Annotated in this window: 20 protein-coding genes; 10 read left to right on the forward strand and 10 right to left on the reverse strand. The window is 72.3% G+C overall.

What is annotated here, in order from left to right:
• Positions 1 to 80: 80 nt before the first annotated feature.
• Positions 81 to 815, reverse strand: a complete 735-nt coding sequence (locus ACRX5S_RS37790) for an acyltransferase (RefSeq protein WP_436777787.1) — start codon at positions 813 to 815, stop codon at positions 81 to 83.
• Positions 816 to 986: 171 nt separating this feature from the next.
• Here ACRX5S_RS37790 and ACRX5S_RS37795 point away from each other — a divergent pair, with 171 nt between their 5' ends.
• Positions 987 to 2030, forward strand: coding sequence for an alcohol dehydrogenase catalytic domain-containing protein (locus ACRX5S_RS37795; protein ID WP_436777788.1), 1044 nt, complete (start codon positions 987 to 989; stop codon positions 2028 to 2030).
• Positions 2031 to 2051: 21 nt separating this feature from the next.
• Here the strand turns inward: ACRX5S_RS37795 and ACRX5S_RS37800 are convergent, their stop codons facing one another.
• From ACRX5S_RS37800 to dhaK, 3 genes are all read right to left on the reverse strand, one after another.
• Positions 2052 to 3974 (reverse strand): putative PEP-binding protein, encoded by a 1923-nt coding sequence (locus ACRX5S_RS37800; protein WP_436777789.1) that lies wholly within the window; start codon positions 3972 to 3974, stop codon positions 2052 to 2054.
• A complete protein-coding gene (dhaL, locus tag ACRX5S_RS37805; RefSeq protein ID WP_436777857.1) occupies positions 3971 to 4573 on the reverse strand; it encodes a dihydroxyacetone kinase subunit DhaL in 603 nt (200 codons plus the stop codon). Before dhaL ends, ACRX5S_RS37800 begins: the two co-directional genes overlap by 4 nt.
• A gap of 100 nt (positions 4574 to 4673) precedes the next feature.
• Positions 4674 to 5666, reverse strand: a complete 993-nt coding sequence (gene dhaK, locus ACRX5S_RS37810; protein WP_436777790.1) for a dihydroxyacetone kinase subunit DhaK — start codon at positions 5664 to 5666, stop codon at positions 4674 to 4676.
• 84 nt (positions 5667 to 5750) lie between these two features.
• On the opposite strand from dhaK, the gene dhaM reads away from it, so the two are divergent.
• On the forward strand, positions 5751 to 6143 hold the full coding sequence (gene dhaM, locus ACRX5S_RS37815; RefSeq protein ID WP_436777791.1) for a dihydroxyacetone kinase phosphoryl donor subunit DhaM: 393 nt from the start codon (positions 5751 to 5753) through the stop codon (positions 6141 to 6143).
• Positions 6127 to 6576 (forward strand): HPr family phosphocarrier protein, encoded by a 450-nt coding sequence (locus ACRX5S_RS37820; RefSeq protein WP_436777792.1) that lies wholly within the window; start codon positions 6127 to 6129, stop codon positions 6574 to 6576. The genes dhaM and ACRX5S_RS37820 overlap by 17 nt, the downstream gene beginning before the upstream one ends.
• A gap of 162 nt (positions 6577 to 6738) precedes the next feature.
• On the opposite strand, the gene ACRX5S_RS37825 is transcribed toward ACRX5S_RS37820, so the two are convergent.
• Positions 6739 to 7449, reverse strand: coding sequence for a MarR family winged helix-turn-helix transcriptional regulator (locus tag ACRX5S_RS37825; protein ID WP_436777793.1), 711 nt, complete (start codon positions 7447 to 7449; stop codon positions 6739 to 6741).
• Positions 7450 to 7672: 223 nt separating this feature from the next.
• On the opposite strand from ACRX5S_RS37825, the gene ACRX5S_RS37830 reads away from it, so the two are divergent.
• Both ACRX5S_RS37830 and ACRX5S_RS37835 read left to right on the forward strand, forming a co-directional pair.
• On the forward strand, positions 7673 to 8434 hold the full coding sequence (locus ACRX5S_RS37830; protein ID WP_436777794.1) for an SDR family NAD(P)-dependent oxidoreductase: 762 nt from the start codon (positions 7673 to 7675) through the stop codon (positions 8432 to 8434).
• A 396-nt stretch (positions 8435 to 8830) separates the two neighbouring features.
• Positions 8831 to 10153, forward strand: coding sequence for a cytochrome P450 (locus ACRX5S_RS37835; RefSeq protein ID WP_436777795.1), 1323 nt, complete (start codon positions 8831 to 8833; stop codon positions 10151 to 10153).
• A 145-nt stretch (positions 10154 to 10298) separates the two neighbouring features.
• Here the strand turns inward: ACRX5S_RS37835 and ACRX5S_RS37840 are convergent, their stop codons facing one another.
• Positions 10299 to 11027, reverse strand: coding sequence for a YidB family protein (locus ACRX5S_RS37840; RefSeq protein WP_436777796.1), 729 nt, complete (start codon positions 11025 to 11027; stop codon positions 10299 to 10301).
• Between the two features lie 350 nt (positions 11028 to 11377).
• Positions 11378 to 11881, reverse strand: coding sequence for an SRPBCC family protein (locus tag ACRX5S_RS37845; protein ID WP_436777797.1), 504 nt, complete (start codon positions 11879 to 11881; stop codon positions 11378 to 11380).
• 172 nt (positions 11882 to 12053) lie between these two features.
• Here ACRX5S_RS37845 and pcaD point away from each other — a divergent pair, with 172 nt between their 5' ends.
• The 5 genes from pcaD (at position 12054) to ACRX5S_RS37870 (ending at position 16381) form a co-directional block, all read left to right on the forward strand.
• The gene (pcaD, locus tag ACRX5S_RS37850) at positions 12054 to 12821 is read left to right on the forward strand and encodes a 3-oxoadipate enol-lactonase (RefSeq protein WP_436777798.1); all 768 of its coding nucleotides are present in this window, start codon (positions 12054 to 12056) and stop codon (positions 12819 to 12821) included.
• 231 nt (positions 12822 to 13052) lie between these two features.
• Complete coding sequence (locus ACRX5S_RS37855; protein ID WP_436777799.1) at positions 13053 to 13364, forward strand: hypothetical protein; 312 nt, start codon at positions 13053 to 13055, stop codon at positions 13362 to 13364.
• A 228-nt stretch (positions 13365 to 13592) separates the two neighbouring features.
• On the forward strand, positions 13593 to 14753 hold the full coding sequence (locus tag ACRX5S_RS37860; RefSeq protein WP_436777800.1) for an FxsB family cyclophane-forming radical SAM/SPASM peptide maturase: 1161 nt from the start codon (positions 13593 to 13595) through the stop codon (positions 14751 to 14753).
• Positions 14750 to 15667 carry an aminoglycoside N(3)-acetyltransferase gene (locus ACRX5S_RS37865; RefSeq protein WP_436777801.1) on the forward strand — a complete coding sequence of 306 codons (918 nt, stop codon included), beginning with the start codon at positions 14750 to 14752 and terminating at the stop codon, positions 15665 to 15667. The genes ACRX5S_RS37860 and ACRX5S_RS37865 overlap by 4 nt, the downstream gene beginning before the upstream one ends.
• 171 nt (positions 15668 to 15838) lie before the next feature.
• Positions 15839 to 16381 (forward strand): dihydrofolate reductase family protein, encoded by a 543-nt coding sequence (locus ACRX5S_RS37870; RefSeq protein ID WP_436777802.1) that lies wholly within the window; start codon positions 15839 to 15841, stop codon positions 16379 to 16381.
• Between the two features lie 642 nt (positions 16382 to 17023).
• On the opposite strand, the gene ACRX5S_RS37875 is transcribed toward ACRX5S_RS37870, so the two are convergent.
• The 3 genes from ACRX5S_RS37875 to ACRX5S_RS37885 all read right to left on the reverse strand — a co-directional run bounded on the left by ACRX5S_RS37875 (position 17024) and on the right by ACRX5S_RS37885 (position 20742).
• The gene (locus tag ACRX5S_RS37875; protein ID WP_436777803.1) at positions 17024 to 17548 is read right to left on the reverse strand and encodes a hypothetical protein; all 525 of its coding nucleotides are present in this window, start codon (positions 17546 to 17548) and stop codon (positions 17024 to 17026) included.
• 9 nt (positions 17549 to 17557) lie between these two features.
• Complete coding sequence (locus tag ACRX5S_RS37880; RefSeq protein WP_436777804.1) at positions 17558 to 18109, reverse strand: hypothetical protein; 552 nt, start codon at positions 18107 to 18109, stop codon at positions 17558 to 17560.
• A gap of 101 nt (positions 18110 to 18210) precedes the next feature.
• Positions 18211 to 20742, reverse strand: coding sequence for an FGLLP motif-containing membrane protein (locus ACRX5S_RS37885; RefSeq protein ID WP_436777805.1), 2532 nt, complete (start codon positions 20740 to 20742; stop codon positions 18211 to 18213).
• Between the last annotated feature and the right edge of the window lie 346 nt (positions 20743 to 21088).

Raw genomic sequence — 21088 nt, forward strand, 5'->3', positions numbered from 1 at the left:
GGTCGCCCGATACGCGACCGCCCCGACACGCCACTGCCCCGATACGCGACTGCCCCGAAGCGCCACCGCCCCGGCCGTGGTCAGTCCGCCGCGTGGTTCTCCCACTGCTCGATCAGCGCCACCAGCTGCTCGTGCGTGACCCCTTCCGGGATGCCGGAGGGCACCGTCCGCAGGGGCGGGTCCCAGCCGGTGGCCGGGTCGTACCGGCGCACGACCTTCGCCGGCACACCGGCCACCACGCTGTGGTCGGGCACCGTCCCGCGCACCACCGAGCCGGCCGCCACCACGACGTTCCGGCCGAGCCGCGCGCCGGGCAGGACGATCGCCCCGGCGCCCAGCCAACTCCCGTCCCCGATCACGACGGTGTCGTTGATCGGCCACTGCTTGCCGATCGGCTGGTCGGGGTCGGCGTAGCTGTGGTTCTGGTCGGTGATGTAGACGTACGGCCCGGTCCACACGTCGTCGCCGATCACGATCGAGTGGTGGCCGACGATGTGGCTGCCGCGGCCGATCGTGCAGCGGTCGCCGATCGTCACGATCGGCCTGCTGCCCAGGTCGTGGCCCGGCGCGAGGCCCGCGGACAGGCTCACGTGGTCGCCGAAGCCGGTCTCCGCGCCGATGTGGATCCAGCGCTCGCCGAAGATCGTGCCGGTCGGGAACGCGAACTTCGACCCGGGGCCGAGCGCGCCGAACGAAAGCAGGCCGGGCCGCTCGGCGGTGATCGCACCGGCTTTGCGCACCGCGTCCCAGCCGCGGTGCAGGGTGCGCGAAACGGCCCGGCGGCCGTGTGCGCGCAGGGCTTGGGCCATCGACATGGCGCCCACGCTAGCGAGATCGACTCGGCGCGCGGCGGGCGGTGGGACGAAGGTCACGCCGTCCGGGCGGGGCGTACCGGAGTTGGTCGCCGGGCGTACTGCCATCGGTACCGCGCGTCGGCTAGATTCGCGCCTGTAACAGTGTTACTGACACTCTCCCCGGAGCAGCCCATGCGCGCCGTCGTCATCAACGGAACCCGCGACGTCACCGTCGAGAAGGTCGACGACCCGGTGCTCAGCGGCCCGGACGGGGCGATCGTCCAGGTCACCGCCAGCGCGCTGTGCGGCTCGGACCTGCACTTCTACGAAGGCGACTTCGCGGTCAGCGGCCTGCGGCCCGGGCACGAGGTGGTCGGCACGGTGCTGGAGACCGGCAGCGCGGTCGGCCGCGTGCGGGCCGGCGACCGCGTCCTGGTCTCGCCGGTGTTCGGCTGCGGCAAGTGCGCCGGCTGCGCGGCCGGGAACGGCATCGACTGCACCGGCGGCGGCCTGCGCGTGCTGGGCAGCGGCCCGGACCTGCCGGGCGGGCACGCCGAGGCGGTCGAGATCCCCGTCGCCGACATGGCGCTGCTACCGATCCCCGACGACATCTCGGTCGACAACGCGGTGCTGCTCACCGACGCGCTGCCCACCGGCTGGACGGCCGCGCGCCGTGCCGACATCCGGCCGGGGGCCACCGTCGCGGTCATCGGCCTCGGGCCCGTCGGGCTGTACGCGCTCCAGTCGGCTCAGGTACTCGGTGCGGGCCGGGTGCTGGCGGTGGACCGGGTGCCCGAGCGCCTGGCGACGGCCGGGGCCCTGGGCGCCGAGCCGATCGACGCGTCCGCGGGCGACATCGCCCAGCAGATCCTGGCCGCCACCGGCGGGCTCGGCGCGGACTCGGTCATCGAGGCGGTGGGCCACGACGCCACCCTCACCGCGGCGATCAACGCGGTGCGCACGTCCCACACCGTCTCCGTGGTGGGCGTCAACGCCAACTTCACGTTCCCGATCGCCGCCCCGCTGCTGCTGATTCGCAACGTCACGCTGCGCTTCACCACCGCGCCCGTGGCGGCCACCTGGGCCGAGCTCATCCCGCTGATCCGGTACGGCCGCCTCATCCCGGTGGACGTGTTCACCCACCGCCTCCCGCTGAGCGAAGCGGCCCGCGGGTACCAGGTGTTCGCGGACCGGAGCGAGGGCTGCCTGAAGGTGCTCTTCGACCCGAGCCGCTGAGCGGCGGGAGTTGATCGGGCGTCAATTGCCCGTGCGGGCAAGGCGTTCGCGTACCAGCTCGGCACAGTGCGTCGAGTCCAGTGCGCGCACCTGCTCGCGTACCGCCTCCAGAACCGGCGGCGCGACCGACAACGCGTCGACGCCGAGCCCGAGGAGCAGCGGCAGTACGCGCGGATCCGCGGCGGCGTCCCCGCACACCGACACCGGCCGGCCGAAGGCGTGCGCGTACCCCGCCACGCGCCGAACCGCGGCCAGCACGACCGGATCGGCGGTGCGGACGGGCGTCAGCCCCGGGTCGTCCCGGTCCAGGCCCAGCAGCAGCGCCGTCAGGTCGTTCGTGCCGAGGGCGAGGAAGTCCGCTGCCGCGGCGAGGTCTTCGGCCTCGTCCACCGCCTCCGGGAGCTCGACCATCGCGCCCAGCGGCGGGCGGCGCGTGACGCCGGACAGGCGGCACACGTCCGCCAGCAGGTGTCGGCAGCGTACGAAGTCGGCGGCCCCCTCGACCATCGGCACCAGGATCCGCACGGCGCGCCCGGTGGTCGCGGCGGCGGCGAGGATGCCGCGGAACTGCGCGCGCAGCATCGCGTCCGAACGCTCCACACCGGGCTCGCCGCCCAGGAACACCGGCCGCTTGTCGCCCGCGAAGTCCAGCGTGCGGACCACGAACGTGCCCTCCGGGCCGTCGCGCAGCAGCGGTATGAGGGACGCGGTGTGCTCGTCGGCGTCCGGCCAGTGGTCGGCGGCCAGGAACGGCAGCTCGGTGCGCAGCAGGCCGACGCCCTCGGCGGCGTTCGCGCGTGCGGCGACGGCCTCGCGGTAGCTGCCGACGTTGGCGCGGACCCGGATGCGACGGCCGTCGCGGGTCGTGGTGGGGCGTACGGGATCCTCGGACGGGGGGTGGCCGGACGCGGCGGCGGGGTCGGAACCTCGAAAGGTTCCGGTGCTGCTCCCGGACGTCCCGGCCAGTACGAAATCCGGCACCAGGTCGCCGACTTGCGGATCGACCACGACCAGACCGCGGTCGCCGTCCACCAGCACGCGGTGGGCAGCCGTCCCGCGGAGCGCCCGGACGTCCGCGCCGAGGACCAGCGGGATGCCCAACGCCCTTGCCACCACCGCCAGATGGCCGGTCGGACCACCGCGCCCGGACACCGCGGCGACCGGGCCGCGGCCAGGCATGAGCACGTCGGCGGCGGCGAGTTCGTCACCGACGAGGACGATGTCGGGGCCGTGCGCGGTGGGTTGCGGGGTGGCCTGTGAGGCCGGTCGGGAGATGGCTTGGGAGGCGGATTGGGAGGCGGATTGAGAGGCGGATTGAGACGCGGGTTGAGAAGCGGGTTGAGAAGCGGGTTGAGACTCAGGTTGAGGCGCGGCTTGAGACGCAGGTTGAGACGTGGACCGAGGTGCCTCGCGGGGGTGTTCGCGGGAGGCGTCGCGCAGCCAGGCCGCCGCCCGGCGTCCGATCTGCCGGATGTCGGTGGCGCGGTCGGCGAAGACGGGGTCGCCGAGTGCGGTGAGGGCGTCGGCGTGCCGGTTGGTCGCCGCCACGACCGCCTCCACGGCGGTGAGCCCCGCACCGGCCAACTCCTCGGCGAGCGCCCGCAATGCGGGGTCCTCCGCGATGAGGGCGCCGACGTCGATGATGTCGGCCTGCTCGGCCCGCCCCTCGCTCCGCAGCGCGTCTGCCAATCCGGTCAACTCCGCCGCCGCGGCGGCCAGCGCATCGGCAACGCTCCCGTGTCCGGCGCCGGTCGGTCCGTCATCGACACTCACCACCCGCCCGACGGCCACTCCGCCAGATCCGGACACGCCGCGCAACACGGTCCCGTGGCCGTCGGCGGGACCCTCCGGGACCGCGTCGCCGGGTTGGGAGCCGCTTGTGCGGCCCGGTCCGGAATCCCCGACCAGCGACCGTGAGTTGTCCTCCCACGTGCTGCCCGTCATGCGGTCGGCGCGAGGACGTGGGCCAGTGCCCGGAACATCAGAGCCGTGGACGTCGCCCCGGGGTCCTGGTGGCCGACGCTGCGTTCGCCCAGATACGACGCGCGGCCCTTCCGGGCGCGCATCGGTGTGGTCGCCCGCATGCCCTCCTCGGCGGCGTCCGCCGCGAGCAGCGCAGCCTGCGGCAGCGGAGCGTCCGACGCCGCCAGCAGGGCCGCGACAGCGGGGTCGAAGGCGTCCACCATCGTCTTGTCGCCCGGGACCGCGCCGCCCAGGCGGCACAGCGCGTCGAGCCCGGTGCGCAACGCCGCCGCCAGGCCCGCCGTGTCGGCGGACGGGCCGGTGACGGCCTTGCCGGTGGTGCGCAGCGCCGTACCGTACAGCGGCCCCGCCGCGCCGCCCACGTTGGTGATCAGCGCGCCGCCCACCTCGACCAGGAACGGACCCGGCTCGGCATTCTCGGCGGCGAGACGTTCCGCGGCGACCGCCGCCGCCGAGAAACCGCGGCGCAGGTTCGCGCCGTGGTCGCCGTCCCCGATCGCGGCGTCGAGCGCGGTCAGCTCCGCCTCGTGTTCCGCGACCGACGCGGCGATGGCGCGCATCCAGGCCAGTGTCGTCGCGGTGTCCAGGTCTCCCACGGTGCTCCCTTGTCCGGCCTTCTCCGGCAGTGGTCGGCGGCGGGTCGGTGGCGGCCGTCCCGTGTCAGCCCCAGCGCAGGGCCGCGGTGTCGACCGGCGCGTCCCACAGGCGCAACATCTCGGCGTCCGCCCGGCACAGGGTGAGGGACGCACCGGCCATGTCGAGGCTGGTCACATACGTGCCGACCAGGTTGCGCGCGATGCGGACGCCCCTGCGGGCCAGTTCCTCCGCGACATGTCCGTAAACCACGTACAACTCCAGGAGCGGCGTCGCGCCCAGTCCGTTGACCAGCGCGATGACAGGATCCCCGGTGTCCGGCAGTTCCGCGAGCACCACGTCGACCATGTCGGCGACCAGTTCGCGTGCGGGGCGCAGCGCGGCGCGGCGGCGGCCGGGTTCGCCGTGGATGCCGACGCCCATCTCGATCTCGTCGCCGCCGAGCTCGAAGCCGGGGCGCCCCGCGGCGGGCGCGGTGCCGGGGGAGAGGGCGACGGCGTACGAGCGCGAGGCCTCGTTCGCGCGCCGCCCGGCGTCGGCGACGGCCTTGAGGTCGGCGCCCTCCTCGGCCCGGGCGCCCGCGACCTTCTCCACGATGAGCGTGGCCCCGGTGCCGCGGCGACCCGCGGTCCAGGTGGAGTCCTGGACGGCGACGTCGTCGTCGACGAGGACCTTGGCGACCTCCAGCCCCTCTTCGGCGGCGAGTTCGGCGGCCATGTCGAAGTTGAGGTTGTCGCCGGTGTAGTTCTTGACGATATGCACCACCCCGACCCCGCCGGACACCGCGCGCGTCGCCGCCAGCACACGGTCCGGGGTCGGGGACGAGAAGATCTCGCCCGCACACGCGGCGTCCAACATGCCGGGACCGACGAATCCGGTGTGCAAAGGCTCGTGCCCCGACCCGCCACCGGACACCAGCCCGACCTTGCCGACCCGCGGGCCACCCGCGCGCGTGACGACCCGCAGTTCCCGATCGACACGCAGATCCGCCCGCGACGCGGCCAGCCCGGCGAGCGCGTCGTCGACCACCGACTCCGGGTCGTTCAGGAACTTCTTCATAACCCTCTCCTTGGCAGCCGGTACGCGTTCGCGATACGCCCTCACAAGTGACGAAGCACGACGGTTCTCGTAGCATGCCCGATCGTGGGCAATCTCGTAGGGCTCGTCCTGGTATCGCACAGCCGCACCCTCGCGGAGGGACTGCGGGAGCTCGTGGGGCAGGTCGGCGGGGGCGAGGTCGCGGTCGCGGTCGCGGCCGGCGGCCCGGACGGCGGGCTCGGGACGTCCCCCGAGCGGGTCGCGGCGGCGCTGCGCGAGGCCGACGGCGGTGCGGGGGTGGTCGTCCTGCCCGATCTGGGGAGCGCGGTGCTGACGGTGCGGGCGCTGCTGCTCGAGGAGGCGTGGCCCGGAATCCGGCTGGCGGACGCCCCGTTCGTGGAGGGCGCGGTCGCGGCGGCGGTCACCGCGGCGACGGGCGCCGACCTGGAGGCCGTGGCGGCCGCGGCTGAGGAGGCGCGAGATGTCCGGAAGCTCTGAGCACACGGACGGTCCGGCGGCGGGTGGCTGGGATGCGGCTGGTCCCGGGGCGGCCGGGGCGGATGCGGACGGTCCGGAGGCGATCGGGGCGGATGCGTCCGGGGCGGGTGCCGCTGGTCCACAGGCGTTCGGGGCGGAGGCGGCTGGTCCGGGTGCGGCTGGCCCGGAGGCGTCTGGCCCGGAGTACGCCGAGGACGTCGTGCTCGGTGCCGACCTGCACATGCGTCCGGCCGGCGCCGTGGTGCGTACCGCCGCCCGCTACACCGCCCACGTCGAACTCGTCGCCGACGGGCGCGTCGCCCGAGCATCCAGCGTGCTGGAGATCATGGGCCTCGGAGCCCGCGCCGGCACACCCGTCACCGTTCGCGGCCGCGGTACGGACGCGCAGGCGGCGGTCGGCGGCCTCGCCGTGCAACTGCGCGACACGGTTTGACCGTGTCGCGGTTGCTGTCGCCGTCGGTTGCGGGCTCGCCCGCCGGGCGCGCTGGTTGCTGTTCGGGTGCGACGGGATTCGTGCGCTGCCGGTGCGGGGTGCCGCCTCCGCGGTGAGGCGGGTCGCCGTCGGCGTGGGCCTGCTCGCCTCAGAACCGCGCGTTCAGCTCCTGGTCGCGTCCGGGCCTCCGTTGGCGTCGGGGTCGGCGTCGCGGTAGCGGACGGACTGGAGATCGTCGACGAAGCGGGTCATCAGGTCGCCCAGGGACACCAGTTCCTGCGCCGACCACGCCGACAGCACCTCGAAGATGTGCCGGTCGCGGACGTTGCGCAGCCGCCGCACGATCCCGCGCCCCTTCGGCGTCAGGCCGACCCGGGTGACGCGGCCGTCGCGCGCGTCGGTGGCCCGCGTGACCATCGCCTCGGTTTCGAGCTTGCGCAGCTCGCGGCTGACCAGCGACATGTCCATGTGGGTGCGCCGGGCCAACTCGCCGATGGTGAGCCCGCCGTCGGCCTGGAGCCGGGAGAGCAGGATCACGGCGGGTTGGGACACCTGCGCGCGGGCCGCGCTCATCAGCTCGCCGTGCACGCGGCGGCTCTGCTGGAGGCGAAGCAGCCGCTCGACGGCCCCCTGGACCTGCCGCTGCGCGGCGAGCGCGGCGGCGGCGTCGTCGGTGGCCGTCGCTTCGGTGGCCGTTTCGTCGGTGGCCGTCTCGTCGGTACTGCCGTCGGGCGCCGTGTTGCCGCGGGGGGCCGCGGTGTCGTTCGGGGTCTCGGCGCCGTTCGGGGTCGCGGAGGTATCGGGTGTGTCGGATATGCCCGGCGTCTCGGCGTCGGGCGGCTTCGGGTCGTCCGGCTGCAAGGGAACGCTCACTCCCGCGTCCTGGTCGGGGACCACCCGAGCCGGGGCGGGCGGGGTGATCGGTCGGTTGGGCGGCCGGGTCCGTACGGAGCCGTCCGGTGCCGCGAAGTCTACGGCCGAGGACCCGCCCCGTGTCACGTCCGCGCAGGTCGGCCGTGGGCCCAATCACTTGATTGACTCCACCATTGACTCTGTCGCCGGGCGGTGGTTTGCTCCGCGCGGGACGGAGGTGCGCATGTTTGAACTGCATGGCAGGACCGCGCTGGTGACCGGTGCGGGACAGGGGGTCGGGGCGGGCATCGCCGAGCTGATGGCGCGTCAGGGGGCCGCGGTCGCGGTCAACGACATCGTGCCCGATCGCGCGGAGGCGGTCGCGGCACGCATTCGCGAGGCGGGCGGGTCGGCGTACGCGCTCCCGTTCGACGTCACCGACCAGAGCGCCGTGGCACCCGCGGTACGCGGGTTCGAACGCATGGTCGCTCCCGTCGACATCCTGGTCAACAACGCCGGGAACGGCGGCGCCGAGGGCTTCCGGCCCACGCGCTTCCGCGATTCGGACCCCGCCGACTGGCAGCGCTTCGCCGACATCAATCTCTTCGGCGTCATGAACGCCACGCGCGCGGTCCTCGACGGCATGTGCGCGCGGCGCTACGGGCGCATCATCACCATCGCCTCGGGCGCGGGGACGCAGGGCCTCAACATCGGCGTCTCGCTGTACGGCGCGGCCAAGGGCGGCGCGATCGCCTTCACCCGACACCTCGCCGTCGAACACGCGCGCGAGGGCATCACCGCCAACTCGATCGCGGTCGGACTCATCGACCCGTCCGCCAGCGGCCGCCAGGCGTCGGCGACGGTGGGCATGGCCAAGGCGATCCCGGTCGGACGCCTCGGCAAGCCGGAGGACATCGGCGCCACGTGTGTGTTCCTGGCCTCGCGCGAGGCGGAGTGGATCACCGGGCAGACATGGCAGGTGAACGGCGGGTCGCCGACCACCTGAGTGGGGGCGGGGCGCGAGGCTGAGGTCCGAGGTCCGTTGGGGGCTGAGGGGCCGCGGGCTTCTGCGCTGCTGTGCGTCGCGGGGGTTCGTGAACCCGAGTTTGTGAATGAGTGTTCACGAACTCGCGTTTGTGAACCCCCGTTAGTGAACCCCCGTTTGTGAATCCGCGTTTGCGAACTCGCGTTACGAGCCCGCGTTTGTGAATCCGCGTTTGCGAACCTGCATTTGTGAACCTGCGTTCATGAACCCGCGTTTGCGAACCGGCGTTTGCAAATGCGAGGGTGCGCGGCTGTTGGGCGCGTACGTTCGTCGGATCGGTGTACGAGGCCTGTACTTGCCACCGGAGTTCGTGGTTCGCTGAGCCCCAAAACGCGAACCGTACCGGGGGTAACGCGCATGACGGTCACCGAGGGCGGCGGGAGCGCGGGCGACTCCGCGCCGGGGCAGCCTGGACAGCGGCGTCCCAAGGCCGCACCGGACTGGGTCAACCTGTCCGACATGGACTTCTGGGCGGGGCCGTTCGGAGCGCGCGAGGAGGGCTTCGCGCGCCTGCGTACCGAATGGCCGCTGCCGTACTACCCGGAACCGCCGAGCCCGCTGCCCAGCGGTCCCGGCTACTGGGCGGTCACCCGGCACGCCGACCTGCTGGAGGTCAGCCGCCGTCCCGAGGACTTCTGCTCGGGCCGCGGTGCGACGCATGTCCCGGACTTTCCTACGGAGTTCGCGGAGTTCTTCGGGTCGATGATCGAGATGGACGACCCGCGGCACCACCGGTTGCGGCGCATCGTTTCGCGGGCGTTCACGCCGCGCATGATCAAGAAGTTCGAACAGGACGTCGAGACCGCCGCGGCCGCCATCGTCGACGACGTCGCGGCTTTGGGCGCCTGCGACTTCGTCACCGAGGTCGCCGCCCGTCTGCCGCTCAAGGTCATCTGCGACATGATGGGCGTGCCGGAGAAGGACTACGGCTTCATCCTCGACCGCACCAACACGATCATCGGGGTCGCCGACCCGGAGTACGTGCCCGAGGACGCCGACCACCTCACCGTGCTCCTCACTGCCGGTGCCGAACTGGCCGCGCTGCTCACGGAGTTGGGAACCTACCGGGTGGACAACCCGGTCGACGACGTCATCTCCGCACTCGTCAACGGCAACGTCGACGGCGAACGCCTCACCGCCGACGAGCTTGCGTCCTTCTTCATCCTGCTCGTGGTGGCCGGCAACGAGACCACCCGCAACGCCATTTCGCACGGCCTGCGACTGCTCACCGAGAACCCCGACCAACGGGCCCTGTGGCTCGGCGACTTCGAGCGATACGCGCCGACCGCGGTCGAGGAGATCGTCCGCGTCGCGTCGCCGGTGGTCTGGATGCGGCGTACCGCGACCCGTGACACGGTGCTCGCCGAACAGGACATCTCCGAGGGCGACAAACTGCTGATGTTCTACTGGTCGGCGAACCGCGACGGCGCCGTGTTCCCCGAGCCACGCCGCTTCGACATCACCCGCGACCCGAACCCCCATGTGGGGTACGGCGGTCCGGGCCCGCACTTCTGCCTCGGCGCGCATCTCGCCCGCCGCGAGATCACCATCATGTTCCGCGAACTCCTGGGCCGTCTCCCGGACATCCACATGGCAGACGAGCCGCAGCGACTGCGCTCCAGCTTCATCAACGGCGTCAAGCACATGCCGTGCGCGTATATGCCGACGTCTGGGCGGTGAGCCGGGCCGGGCGATCGGGCGGACGGCGGCAGGGAAGGGGCTTGGTGGAGCTTGGGCCGAGCGGGTGACTGTGCCGCCCGGCCCTGGGGAGTCAGACGTGCGTCGCGTGCGCGTGCGGACCGGGGGACCGGCGGGCCGGACGCGGTTACTCGGACGGCTTGCCGGGCTTGGGGGCGGCTTCGCCTTCCGCGTCGTCTGCCGCTTCGGCGGTCTCCTCCGAGTCGGTTTCCGAAGCAGTCTTGGTCTCCGAATCCGCCTTGGGCTCCGCTTCGGACTCGCCTGCGGGCGCGGCCTCGGGGGTTTCGGAGTCGGCATCCGATGGCTCGGTCTCGGTCTCGGTCTCGGTCTCGGTCTCGGTCTCGGTCTCGGTCTCGGTCTCAAGCATGGGCTCGGGCTCGGGCTCAGGCGCTGGTGCGGGTTTGGGCTCGGGACCGCTCTCGCCCAGGAACTGCGTCAGCGCCTGGTCGAGGTCCGACTCCGGCGGCACCTCGCCGTCCGGTGTCACGGCATTGACGACCTGCGGCAGAGCGGCGGCGACCCCCGCTGCGGTCTCCTCGCGCGTCATGCCGACCTCGCCCGCGAGGCGGTCGAGGCGTTCCGTGCCCAGGGCGTCGGTGATCTCCCGCCCGCTGACCGGCTGATTGCGCCCGTTGTCGACCCAGGACTTCGCCTGGTCGCCCAGACCGCCCGCGTTCAACTGCGCGAGCAGGCCGCCGAGCCCGCCGCCGTCCGACCCGTCGCCGCGCAGCAACCCGAGTACAGCCTTGAGCAGCGGGTTCTGCGCTCCGGCGCCGCCCGAACCCCCGAGTGCGCCGCCCAGCAGGCCGCCGAGGCCGCCGAGGTTGCCAAGACCCCCCAGGTTCGCGGATCCCATGCGATCTTCTCCCTTGTCGACACACGTGGCTCTCATCCTGTGTCAAAAAGGACAATTCTGCCCGAGGGAGAGGTTGGGAGAGGGAGGTGCGACCCACGTGGCGGCGACGCTGTCGCGCGCGGTGCCGGGACCGGGGAGGCGTTCGGCGAGGGCGGCGTCTCGGCCGGGAACTCGACCTTGTGCCGCTTCCGCGTCGGTGCCGTGCCTGAACGCCCGCACGTGGGTCAACGCCGCGTCCGGCCTGCGGTGGTCCGTACAGGCCCCGCCGCCCCGGGGCTGCTCAGCGGAAGCGGAGGTGCGGCGATGTGAGGTGGTGCGGCGATGTGAGCGGCGCGTACCGTACGCCCGGCTCAGGCCGCGACCGGGGCCAGTTTGCGGTCGAGGCGCTTCATGGCCCGGTGGAACGTCGAGCTCATGGCCCACGGCATGAAGCGCAGCGTGAAGGAGATCAGCGGCATCGGGTCGGCGGCGAACGTCCAGGTCACGCGGGACCCGGTGCCGCGCTCCTCGACCACCCACTCCTCGATCAGCGCGTGGCACATCGGCACCGTGAGGCCGTCGATGCGGTACGCCCAGCGGGTGGGCTCCTCGTGCGCCATCACCGTCTCGTGGAACACGACCGGCTTGACCAGGCGTACCTCGCGGCGCGCGCCCACGCCGTGGCCGCCGTCGGGCGCCTCGGCGAGCCAGCTTCCGCTGCGGAAGTTGGGGAACCACGTCTTCCAGGTGTCCGGGTCGTCGGTCAGCGCGGCGAACACCGCCTTCTGCGGCGCGGCGAGGTCCGCCGTCCAGGTGCGGCGGCGCGGTGCGGTCTGCACGAACTCGATCGGTTCGGCGCGGAGCGAGTACTTCACCGGGGCCTCCGGAGGTGGCGGGGCGGAATCGCGGATGGACCGCTCAGGCTATTGACGACCCGTCAGACCCACAATGCGCAACGCGTCGGGAGCGTGTGGGCGCACGGTCGGCCGATGGCTGAGAAGATCTCCGGGAAGGACGGGAAGGTTCCGCACGGGGAAAGGCCGCCGCATGCCCGCCACGCTCAACCACCGCTTCGACGGGCCCGAGGGCGCGCCGGTCATCGTGCTGGGCTCGCCGCTCGGTGCCGACGGCCGCGTCTGGGACGCGATCGTTCCCGCGCTCGTCGCGACGCACCGGGTGCTCCGCTTCGACACGCGCGGCCACGGCGGCTCCGAACTTCCGCCGGGCACGCCGACGATGTCCGACCTGGCGGAGGATGTCGTGGCGCTGGCGGACCAGTACGCCATCGAGCGGTTCACGTACGCGGGCATCTCGCTCGCGGGCGCCCTCGGTCTCGCCGTCGCCCTCGACGCCCCGGAGCGGCTGGACCGGCTCGTGGTGTGTTGCAGCGGCGCGAAGCTCGGCGAGGCCGCGGGCTGGCATGAGCGGGCGGCGCTGGTCCGGCGTGACGGTGTGGGGGCCGTCGCCGAGACGGTCGTCGGCCGCTGGTTCACACCCGAGTACGCCGCGCGCGAACCGGCCGTGGTCGCCGACACGTTGGCGATGCTCCGGGCATGTCCGGCGGAGGGTTACGCGGCGGCGTGCGACGCGGTCGCGACGTTCGACGCACGAGCGCGCCTTGCCGCAGTGACCGCGCCGACCCTCGTCATCGCGGCGGAGCGCGACCCGTCGACGCCGGTCGCGCTGTCGGAGGAGGTGGCCGCGGGGATCCCGGGCGCGCGGCTCGTGCTGGTGCCCGATGCGGCGCACCTCGTGATCGTCGAGAAGGCGGACGAGGTCGCGGAGATTTTGGTCGACTTCCTGAGCGGCGCCTGAAGGGGCCGGATGGCGGCGGGCCGGGGCCGTCGCGTTCGGTTGCGGGATCTCGACCCCGGGATCGCGGGGACCGGGGCCGGGCCGCCGCGCGAATTGGCCTTTCAACGGGCCCGTTGTCCGCGCCGCGCAGGGAGGTGTCCTGCACACGCGGTGGGGTGTTCGTCGCTGGGCTGTTCGCACGGCAACGGCTAGCTTGCGAGCGCTGGTTCTTGCCGACCAAAGGAGTCGCAGATGACACACGTCGCACCGGTCCTCGACGGGCTGAAGATCACCGATCTGATGGACTCTCCGGCCGTCCCCGCACGTTCGCCGCTCGGCACCGTGCTGCGGACCCAGGTCGGCGCGGGCGGCTCGACCGGCTTCTCCAGCCACGTGTCGGACGACGTCGAAGGCAGTGGCTTCTCCAGCTACGCGTCCGACGACTCGGCGAGCGGCTTCTCCAGCTACGTGTCGGACTATTCCGCGAGCGGTTTCTCCAGCTACGTGTCCGACGTCGCCCCGAGCGGCTTCTCCAGCCATGTGGAAGCCGACCCGCAGCGCTGAGCCTGCCGGCGCCGAGGAGCATGGCCCGCCGTGCACAAGTGCCGTCGAAGCACCTCGGACCGGCGGGCTCCAGCCGGCCGGTCCGGTGACGCTCGCCGTCGGCGGGCCAGGGCGGATCGCCCTCTGTTGGGAAAGGGAGGCGCAGTGGAGTTGTTGTCCGCCCCGGCACGAACGCCGGTGAATGCCGAGTGGCCACTGAACATCCCGTCACACCGGTCGCTGGGCTCCTTGTGGCGACCGGTCCCGTTTCGGCACTTCGTCGTCAAGGTGCACAGCCGCTGCAATCTGGCGTGTGACTACTGCTACCTGTACGAAATGGGCGACCAGTCGTGGCGTGCGGCCAGCAAGGCGATGTCTCCCGAGGTCGCCGACCGGACCGCGCTCCGCATCGGTGAACACGCGCGGGCGCGCCACCTTGAGACGGTGACCGTGATCGTGCACGGCGGCGAGCCGATGCTTGCCGGTGTGCAACTCATCCGGCGTCTCGCCGAGGGTGTGCGCCGGGCAGTCCCCTCCTACACCGCGGTGTCACTGGCCATGCAGACGAACGGCCTGCTGCTGGACGACGCGAGCCTGGACGCGCTGCACGCGCTCGGCATATCCGTCGGCGTGAGCCTCGACGGTGACGAGACCGCCAACGACCGCCACCGCCGCCGCGCCGACGGGCGCGGCAGTCACGCCGACGTAGCGGCCGCGATCGCCAGGCTCCGCGACCCCTCGCGGCCGGGGCTGTACGGCGGACTGCTGTGCACGATCGATCTCGCGAACGACCCGGTCGAGGTCTACGAAGCACTGCTCGCACACGCCCCGCCGACCATGGACTTCCTTCTCCCGCACGGCAGTTGGGACGAACCACCGCCTTCGCGCGATGCGGACGCCGCGGTGACGCCGTACGGGGACTGGCTGGCGGCGGCGTTCGACCGTTGGTACGACGTCGAGGAGTCCGAGACCAGCGTGCGCCTGTTCCGGGACACGGTCGCGCTGGTGCTGGGCGGCTCGGGCACCTCGGAGCAACTCGGCCCCGGGCCGGCGACGGTGGTCGTCGTCGACACCGACGGCATGATCGAGCAGGTCGACACCCTCAAGTCGGTCTACGACGGCGCTGCCGCCACGGGAATGTCCGTCACGTCCCACAGCTTCGACGACGCGCTGCGCCATCCGTCCTTGGCCGTACGGCAGTTGGGGGTTGCCGGCCTGGGCGTGACGTGCCGCTCCTGCCGAGTCCGAGAGGTGTGCGGCGGCGGATACTTCGCGCATCGGTATCGAGCGGGTGTCGGATTCGGCGAACCGTCGGTCTACTGCCCGGACTTGATCAGGTTCATCGACCACGTCAGAGGGCGCGTGGCAGCCAGTGTCGCGGCGGCCAAGTCCTTGAGGGACCAGGCATGAGCACCCCTGCCAAACCGCCCGTAGACCCGCGGCTGACACCGGTGACAACTCTTCCGCCCCGCCCCGGACCTGACGAGCCGCCGTTCGCAGCGAAGGCCCAGCCGCCGAGGACGGTACGGGAACTGGTAGGCGAACTCCGCAACCTCGGGGTCCAGGTCAACGACGTGCTGCTGGTGCACTGCCGGCTGCGCGGCATCGGGCCGGTGGAACGCGGACCGCGCGGCGTTCTGGCCGCGCTGACGGAGGCGGTCGGTCCGGGCGGCACGCTGGTGATGCCCACCTTCACCGAGCTGAATTCCGACACGTCACTGCCTTTCCAGCGCGTCACCTACGGCCTCAGCGACGCGGAAATCGACGCGTACAAGCAGGAGATGCCGCCTTTCGATCCGGTCTGGACGCCGGCGTCACCCACGATGGGGGCGTTGCCGGAAGTGCTCCGGCAGGCTCCGGGCGCGGTCCGCAGCTCGCACCCCCAGTCGTCGTTCGTGGCGAGGGGACTGCTGGCGAACGGCATCGTGCGCCACCACAACCCGCTCTCGCACTTCGGCGAACAGTCGCCGCTGTCAAGGTTGTTCTCGCTGCCGGACGCGAAGGTTCTGATGCTGGGGACGGGCTTCTCGGCGTTCACGGCCTTCCATCTGGCGGAGTACTTCCAGCCGAAGGTCGCCACGCGGATGTACCGGTGCGTCGTCCCCGACTGGCTCGGTCGGCCGAGCTGGTGCTCGTACGAGGACGTGCTCCTGGACCTGGCCGACTTCGACCTGATCGGAGCGGCGCTGACGGAGAGCCTGGCCATCCGGGAAGGACCTGTCGGCGCCACCCGGGCCAAGCTCGTTCCGCTGATTCCCGCGGTCGCGTTCGCCGCCGACTGGATGGCACGGCATCGGGCGGACGGTCGTCCGGCGGTCGCGTAGCGCGCCGGTTCGACGCGTCATGAGCCCGGCGGGGGTGCGGCGGACACGAGTCGGGCCGCCCCCACCACCCACCCGCCCCACCTCGAAGTCACGCGGACCGGCGTACCGCCGCGCTGCCCCGCCGACCGCCCCGCACCGCTCCAGTCCGACCCTGAAGGAGCCCACCACCGCATGCGCAGGCTCATCGAATCGACGTACGTGACACTGGACGGCGTCATCAGTTCGCCCGCCCAGTGGAGCAGGCCGTACCAGGACGAGCAGTACCACCAGTACGCCGGCGACCTCCTCAACGACACGGACGCCTTGCTGCTGGGACGGCAGACGCACGAGAAACTCGCCGCCTCCGCAACGGACTTGAACGGCCTCGACGAGGGGAATGCCGCACGCCTCGACGGCCTCCCCAGGCACGTCGTCTCGCGCACCCTCAAGCACGCCACCTGGAACGGCACCGTCATCGCCGGTGACATCGCCGCCGAGGTCGCCGGCCTCAAGGAACAACCGGGGCAGGACATCCTCAAGCTCGGCACCGGCGAAATCGACCGCGTGCTCCTGGCCCACAAACTCGTCGACGAGTACTTCCTCTGGGTCTTCCCCGTCATCGCCGGACGCGGAAACCGCCTCCTCGACGGAGCCGACACCGCGCACCTCACCCTGCGGGGCACCACACGCCTCAACTCGGGCGTCGTCCTGCTCACCTACGCCCCCACCGACTAGTGCGGTGACCACACACCTTCACGGGTTCTCGCCGCCCGGCACCGCGCCTCGCGGCGTTGCGGGCGAAGGAGGGCCGCCAGGCCCGGCGTGCGAGTACGACCGAGTACGAGCTTCGGGCCCGCGCTTGGGAGGGCCGCCAGGCCCGGCGAGCGATGCACGGCACCGAACTATGAGAACCGGCAAACGTTTGTGACCACCGCACCGGGTGTATTGACCCCACGGGGTTGTTGACCCGGCTGATGGGTGGCTCGCCGGGGCTTGGCGGCCTTTCCGGGCGCAGGTCCGAAGCTTGTACTCGCTCGCACTCGCTCGCACTCGCTCGCCGGGCTCGGGTGGCCCTCCTACGCCTGCAATGCCGCGAGGCGCGGTGTCCAGGGGCCGTGAGCAGTGCAAAGGTCCGGCCGACACGGGCCCGGCTGTTGGCATACTGGTTGGCGGGATTCGGTGGCTGTCGGACGGTTGTTCGGCCAGGCCTTGTCGAGCGGGACACGAGGGGATCACCTGCGGGTGACTCCGTGACTCTCGTGGCCCGCCGATCGTTGCGGAACAAAGGGAGCCACAACGCGCCCCAGGTGATCAGCAATTACGGTTGCCGGTGGCGTGTCCTACCCGATCACGCCACCGGCATCCGCGACCTCCGGGTCAGAGCGCTATGAGCGACTCCAGCGCCGTGCGGTATTGCAGGAGGGCCTGGCGCAGGGCCTCGGTGTCGCCGGACTTGCCCTGACGTTGGCGGGACAGTTCCTCGCGGCGGCGTACCAGCGCCTCCATGAGTTGGTCGACGGCCGCGGCGTACAGGTCGTCGGCGCCGGCGACGGCGTCGTCCGGGCTGTCGACGAAACCGGCGAGCGTCTCCCGCAGCCGCCTGCGGAAGCCGTCGGCGACCGACTTGCTCAGCAAGGTCGGCAGCACGTCGGGCGACTTGGCCGGTGCGGCGTGCGCGGGCTGCCGCGCGGCGGCCCGGCCGGACGCGGCCGAGGTCGAAGGAGTGGTCGGAACCGGGCCCGGCGGAGCCGGGATCGTGGCGGGGGGCTTGAGCGCAGAGCCGGTCTTCTCGCTCACGCGCGCCTGGCGGGCCGCCCGGTCGCGGTCGTCGCGCTCGACGACCGGCGCGTCATCGGCGGTCTTCTTGGTCTGCGAGTTCGTGGACGACGTCGAAGAAGTCATGAAGCAGCCTCACTTCCCCCGGGCCACCGGGGCCGGAGCACGGCCGAGCAGGTCGGTGAACAACGTGCGGTGGTGCAGCATCGCCTGGCGCAGATCCTCGGTGGACGCCTTCCCTGCCTCGCGAAGGCGCTCGATCTCCTGGGCCTGCCGGTAGCGGTCGATGGAGTGCCCGTACTCGACGGACAGGATCTCCATGCGCTTCTCCCGCGCACCGGTGGGATATCCGCGGTCGTGCATCACGCGGGTGATGAGCGCGTCGGCCTCCGCCAGCGCGTCGCCCGGCGCCTCCACGAAGCGCTCCTGGAGCGCGCTCCAGGCGTTCTCGTACTTGAGCTTCTCCTCGTCCGGGAGTTCGCGGATGTCGAGGTCGCGGAACTCCCGTTCTCGTTCCGCGAGGTTGCGCTCGGCATCTCTGCGCGTGCCGAACTGCCCCAGCGCACGGTCGTATTCCGGACCGAAACGGCGACGCAGTCGTTCCCTGCGCAGCATGGGGCGACCGACGATCAGTGCGGCGCCCGCGATCACGGCCACGATCACGATGACGATCAGAAATGTGGTCACAGCGAATCCTCTCCGAGGACTCCTCTGCCCTGTTTCTCCTTATCTCATACGGATGTTGGCGGAGGCTCCCCGGTTCCGGGTACGCGTGTGACGGCTGCGGGTCAGTGGGTTCCCGGAGGCGGTCCGGTCGGCGGCGGAGGCGTCGGCGGCGCCTGGGGCGGCGGTACGTGCCCCGCCCCCGTCGTCGGCGGGCCACTCGGCGGCGGAGGCATCGTCGGCGGCGCCGGAGTCGGCGGTACGGCCGGTACCGGCGGAGGCATCGGCGGCCGACCGGGCGCCGGTACGTACGGCTCCCCGGAGGGCGGCGCAGGCGTCGCCCCCGGCGCAGCACCCGGCGGCGGCACCGGCGGAGCCCCATACCCCGGCATCGGCGGCACCGGCGGAGCCGGCTGCGGCGGAACCCGCGGCGGAACCGCCCGCACCATCCCCGTGGGCATCCCCACGGGGGCCGGCATCAGCGCCGGGTCCGGCACGTACTTGAAGTACGCCCAGAACAGCCCCGACACCAGCGCGAATCCGGCGAACAGCACCAGCGCCGCGGTCAGCGACGTCTCGTTGTCCGAGCCGCCCCGGCCCGAGTTCAGCACCAGCACGTGCACGAACAGCAAAATCGCGACGGTGTAAGTGGCCGCCCAGATCCAGGTGTTCCACTTGCGCAGCTTGTTGCCGTCCAGCACCCGCAGCGGGATCAGGCCGAACAGCACCGTCTCGACACCCAGGATGAACGTCGTGCCCAGGATCGTGTCGGCGATCACCAGCCCGGCGTTCGCGTCCACGGCGATGGCCTTCTCGTGCACGAACTCCAGGCCCACCCAGGCCCCGACGCTCAGCAGCAGCGCGCAGATCGCGCCGAACAGCACGCCCTTGCCCTCCTGGGCCCGGCTCAACCGCCGTTCCCGCAGGGCCACATAGCCGAGCACCAGGCCGAACACGTAGCCGGGGACGAAGTCCGAGAGACGCGACAACACCGTGCAGAAGACCGCCAGCCCGAGCGCGGCGGGCACCGTCTTGAGCGCCCCGGGGACGCCCGAAGCGCGCTTCGCGTTCTGCTCGTTCGGCCAGGAGTAGGCGAAGATCACCAGCGGTGCCGCGACCAGGAAGCCCAGCAGCAGGATCCCGGACTTGGCGTTGAACCCGGAGTCCGGATCCACGAAGGTCGACGCGAGCGCGCTGATCACCACGAAGACCGGCAGGATCCACGGCGACGCCCACAGCGAGCGCCCGGGAACGGCCGCGGCGCCGTAGGCCCCCGACCCTCCGGCCGTGCCGAACGCGCCCGACCCGCCCGCGACTCCGCCGGAGGCACCGTACGCCCCCGAACCGCCCGCGGCACCGAAGCCGCCCGCACCGCCGGACGCACCGTACGCGCCGCTGCCCGAGGCATACGCCCCGCCACCGGAAGCCTGTGCGCCGCCGAAGCCGCCCGCGGCCCCCGCGCCGCCGCCCGCACCCGGGTCCATCCCGGCCGCGCCGCCCGGTCCGTAGGCAGCGGCACCGGCACCGCCCGCACCCGCGTCCGGCCCCGCAAAGCCCCCTGGGCCGTACGCTCCGCCGCCCGCGTGCTGCCCGGTCATGCCCCCGGCATCCGACGCGTGCAGCCCCGTCGTGCCGCCCGAGGCAGCGCCCCCGTCCGAGGCGTGCAGCCCGGTCGTCCCGCCGCCGAGGCCACCGCCCGCGCCGCCGGGACCCGGGTTCATGCCCGCGCCGCCGTCCGGCGGGAAGGGGCCGCTGCCGCCCGCCGCGGGGTTCGGTCCGCCCGCGCCCGCCGCGCCGCCGCCCCGTCGTCGCCACCAGCGCGAGATCCGCCGCTGGTTCTCCTCGATGGTCCGGTTGAACAATTCGGCCGGGAAGCCGATCAGCAGCACGAGACCGGCCGCGAGACCCGCCGTCTTGGCCACGCTCTCCGGGTCGAGCGGTACGTCGCTCGGCATCGGCAGGGCGTTGAGGACGGTGGAGACGTCGTCGCCGACGACGGGCAGCAGGGCCTGCTCCAGGCTGTCGGTGATGCCCTGCTGGTCCTCGGCCGCGAAGTACTGGCCGCCGGTCGTGTCGGCGATGCAGCTCAGTTCGGTGTTCGCCTGCTCGCTGGTCTGGAACCCGACGGTGTGCGCGACGAACTTGATGCCGGTCTGCTCCTGCACCTCGACGACGACCTCGCACGGGTCCTCGTTGCACGAGCTCTCGCCGTCGGAGACGAGGATGAGGATCTTCTCGGAGGAGTCGTCGGGGAACTCGCTCGCGGCCTTGCGGATGGCATCCGGCGTGGGGGTACGTCCGCCGGTCTGGAGGGCCTCGACCTCGTCCCGGAGCTGCCCCCGGTTGCCGGTGCCGGGCTCGACCAGCAGGTCGCCGCCGTCGCCGCACTCGCCGGAGAACTCGTGCAGGCCGACGCGGTCGGAGTCGCCCAGCGAGCCGATGGTCGACCGCAGCGCGGCCTTGGCCTCGGTGAGCCGGGTCTCCTGGCCGTCGCCGGTCGCCTCGTTCATCGAGTCGGAGGTGTCGACCACCAGGATGATCGTGCGTTTCGGGGCCGCCGTCGCGGCGGGTGCCGAGAACACCAGCAGGACGCCTGCGGCCGCGGCGACCAGGGTGGCCTTTTTCCACCGGTCCGCTCGGCTGCTCGCTACCGCCATGTGACCACGCCTCCGGAACGCACGCTCGTAGATGGCGCGGGCGACCCGCAGCGTCGACTCTCGGCGCCCCCCGCCGTGCACAGCGAAACAAGTCTGTCGGGCCGAGCGGTACGAGGGGAGGGGAATTCCCTCGATCCGGGCACCCGGACGGGGGAATTCCGACGTCGGGCCCGTCCAGATGCCCAGAAATATCTGCAAAGTTCATGATTCGCCGACGCGCCGTGCCCACACCCCGTGCACGCGTCCACACGCCGCGCTCCGCGCCGCACCCCGCCCCACGTCGCCGCACCGCCCGCGTCGGCGCACCCCCGCCACAACGCCGGAGGGGCCCGGCTTCCGCCGGGGC

The organism is Yinghuangia sp. YIM S09857 (assembly GCF_051388915.1).
Taxonomy (GTDB): domain Bacteria; phylum Actinomycetota; class Actinomycetes; order Streptomycetales; family Streptomycetaceae; genus Yinghuangia.

Coding starts and splice junctions, on each gene's coding strand:
- ACRX5S_RS37855 (WP_436777799.1), top strand. CDS start 13,053: ATGACACACGTCGCACCGGTCCTCGACGGGCTGAAGATCACCGATCTG.
- dhaL (WP_436777857.1), bottom strand. CDS start 4,573: ATGCGCGCCATCGCCGCGTCGGTCGCGGAACACGAGGCGGAGCTGACC.
- ACRX5S_RS37875 (WP_436777803.1), bottom strand. CDS start 17,548: ATGACTTCTTCGACGTCGTCCACGAACTCGCAGACCAAGAAGACCGCC.
- ACRX5S_RS37885 (WP_436777805.1), bottom strand. CDS start 20,742: ATGGCGGTAGCGAGCAGCCGAGCGGACCGGTGGAAAAAGGCCACCCTG.
- ACRX5S_RS37840 (WP_436777796.1), bottom strand. CDS start 11,027: ATGGGATCCGCGAACCTGGGGGGTCTTGGCAACCTCGGCGGCCTCGGC.
- ACRX5S_RS37800 (WP_436777789.1), bottom strand. CDS start 3,974: ATGACGGGCAGCACGTGGGAGGACAACTCACGGTCGCTGGTCGGGGAT.
- ACRX5S_RS37820 (WP_436777792.1), top strand. CDS start 6,127: ATGTCCGGAAGCTCTGAGCACACGGACGGTCCGGCGGCGGGTGGCTGG.
- ACRX5S_RS37870 (WP_436777802.1), top strand. CDS start 15,839: ATGCGCAGGCTCATCGAATCGACGTACGTGACACTGGACGGCGTCATC.
- pcaD (WP_436777798.1), top strand. CDS start 12,054: ATGCCCGCCACGCTCAACCACCGCTTCGACGGGCCCGAGGGCGCGCCG.
- dhaK (WP_436777790.1), bottom strand. CDS start 5,666: ATGAAGAAGTTCCTGAACGACCCGGAGTCGGTGGTCGACGACGCGCTC.
- ACRX5S_RS37795 (WP_436777788.1), top strand. CDS start 987: ATGCGCGCCGTCGTCATCAACGGAACCCGCGACGTCACCGTCGAGAAG.
- ACRX5S_RS37830 (WP_436777794.1), top strand. CDS start 7,673: ATGTTTGAACTGCATGGCAGGACCGCGCTGGTGACCGGTGCGGGACAG.
- ACRX5S_RS37790 (WP_436777787.1), bottom strand. CDS start 815: ATGTCGATGGCCCAAGCCCTGCGCGCACACGGCCGCCGGGCCGTTTCG.
- ACRX5S_RS37835 (WP_436777795.1), top strand. CDS start 8,831: ATGACGGTCACCGAGGGCGGCGGGAGCGCGGGCGACTCCGCGCCGGGG.
- ACRX5S_RS37865 (WP_436777801.1), top strand. CDS start 14,750: ATGAGCACCCCTGCCAAACCGCCCGTAGACCCGCGGCTGACACCGGTG.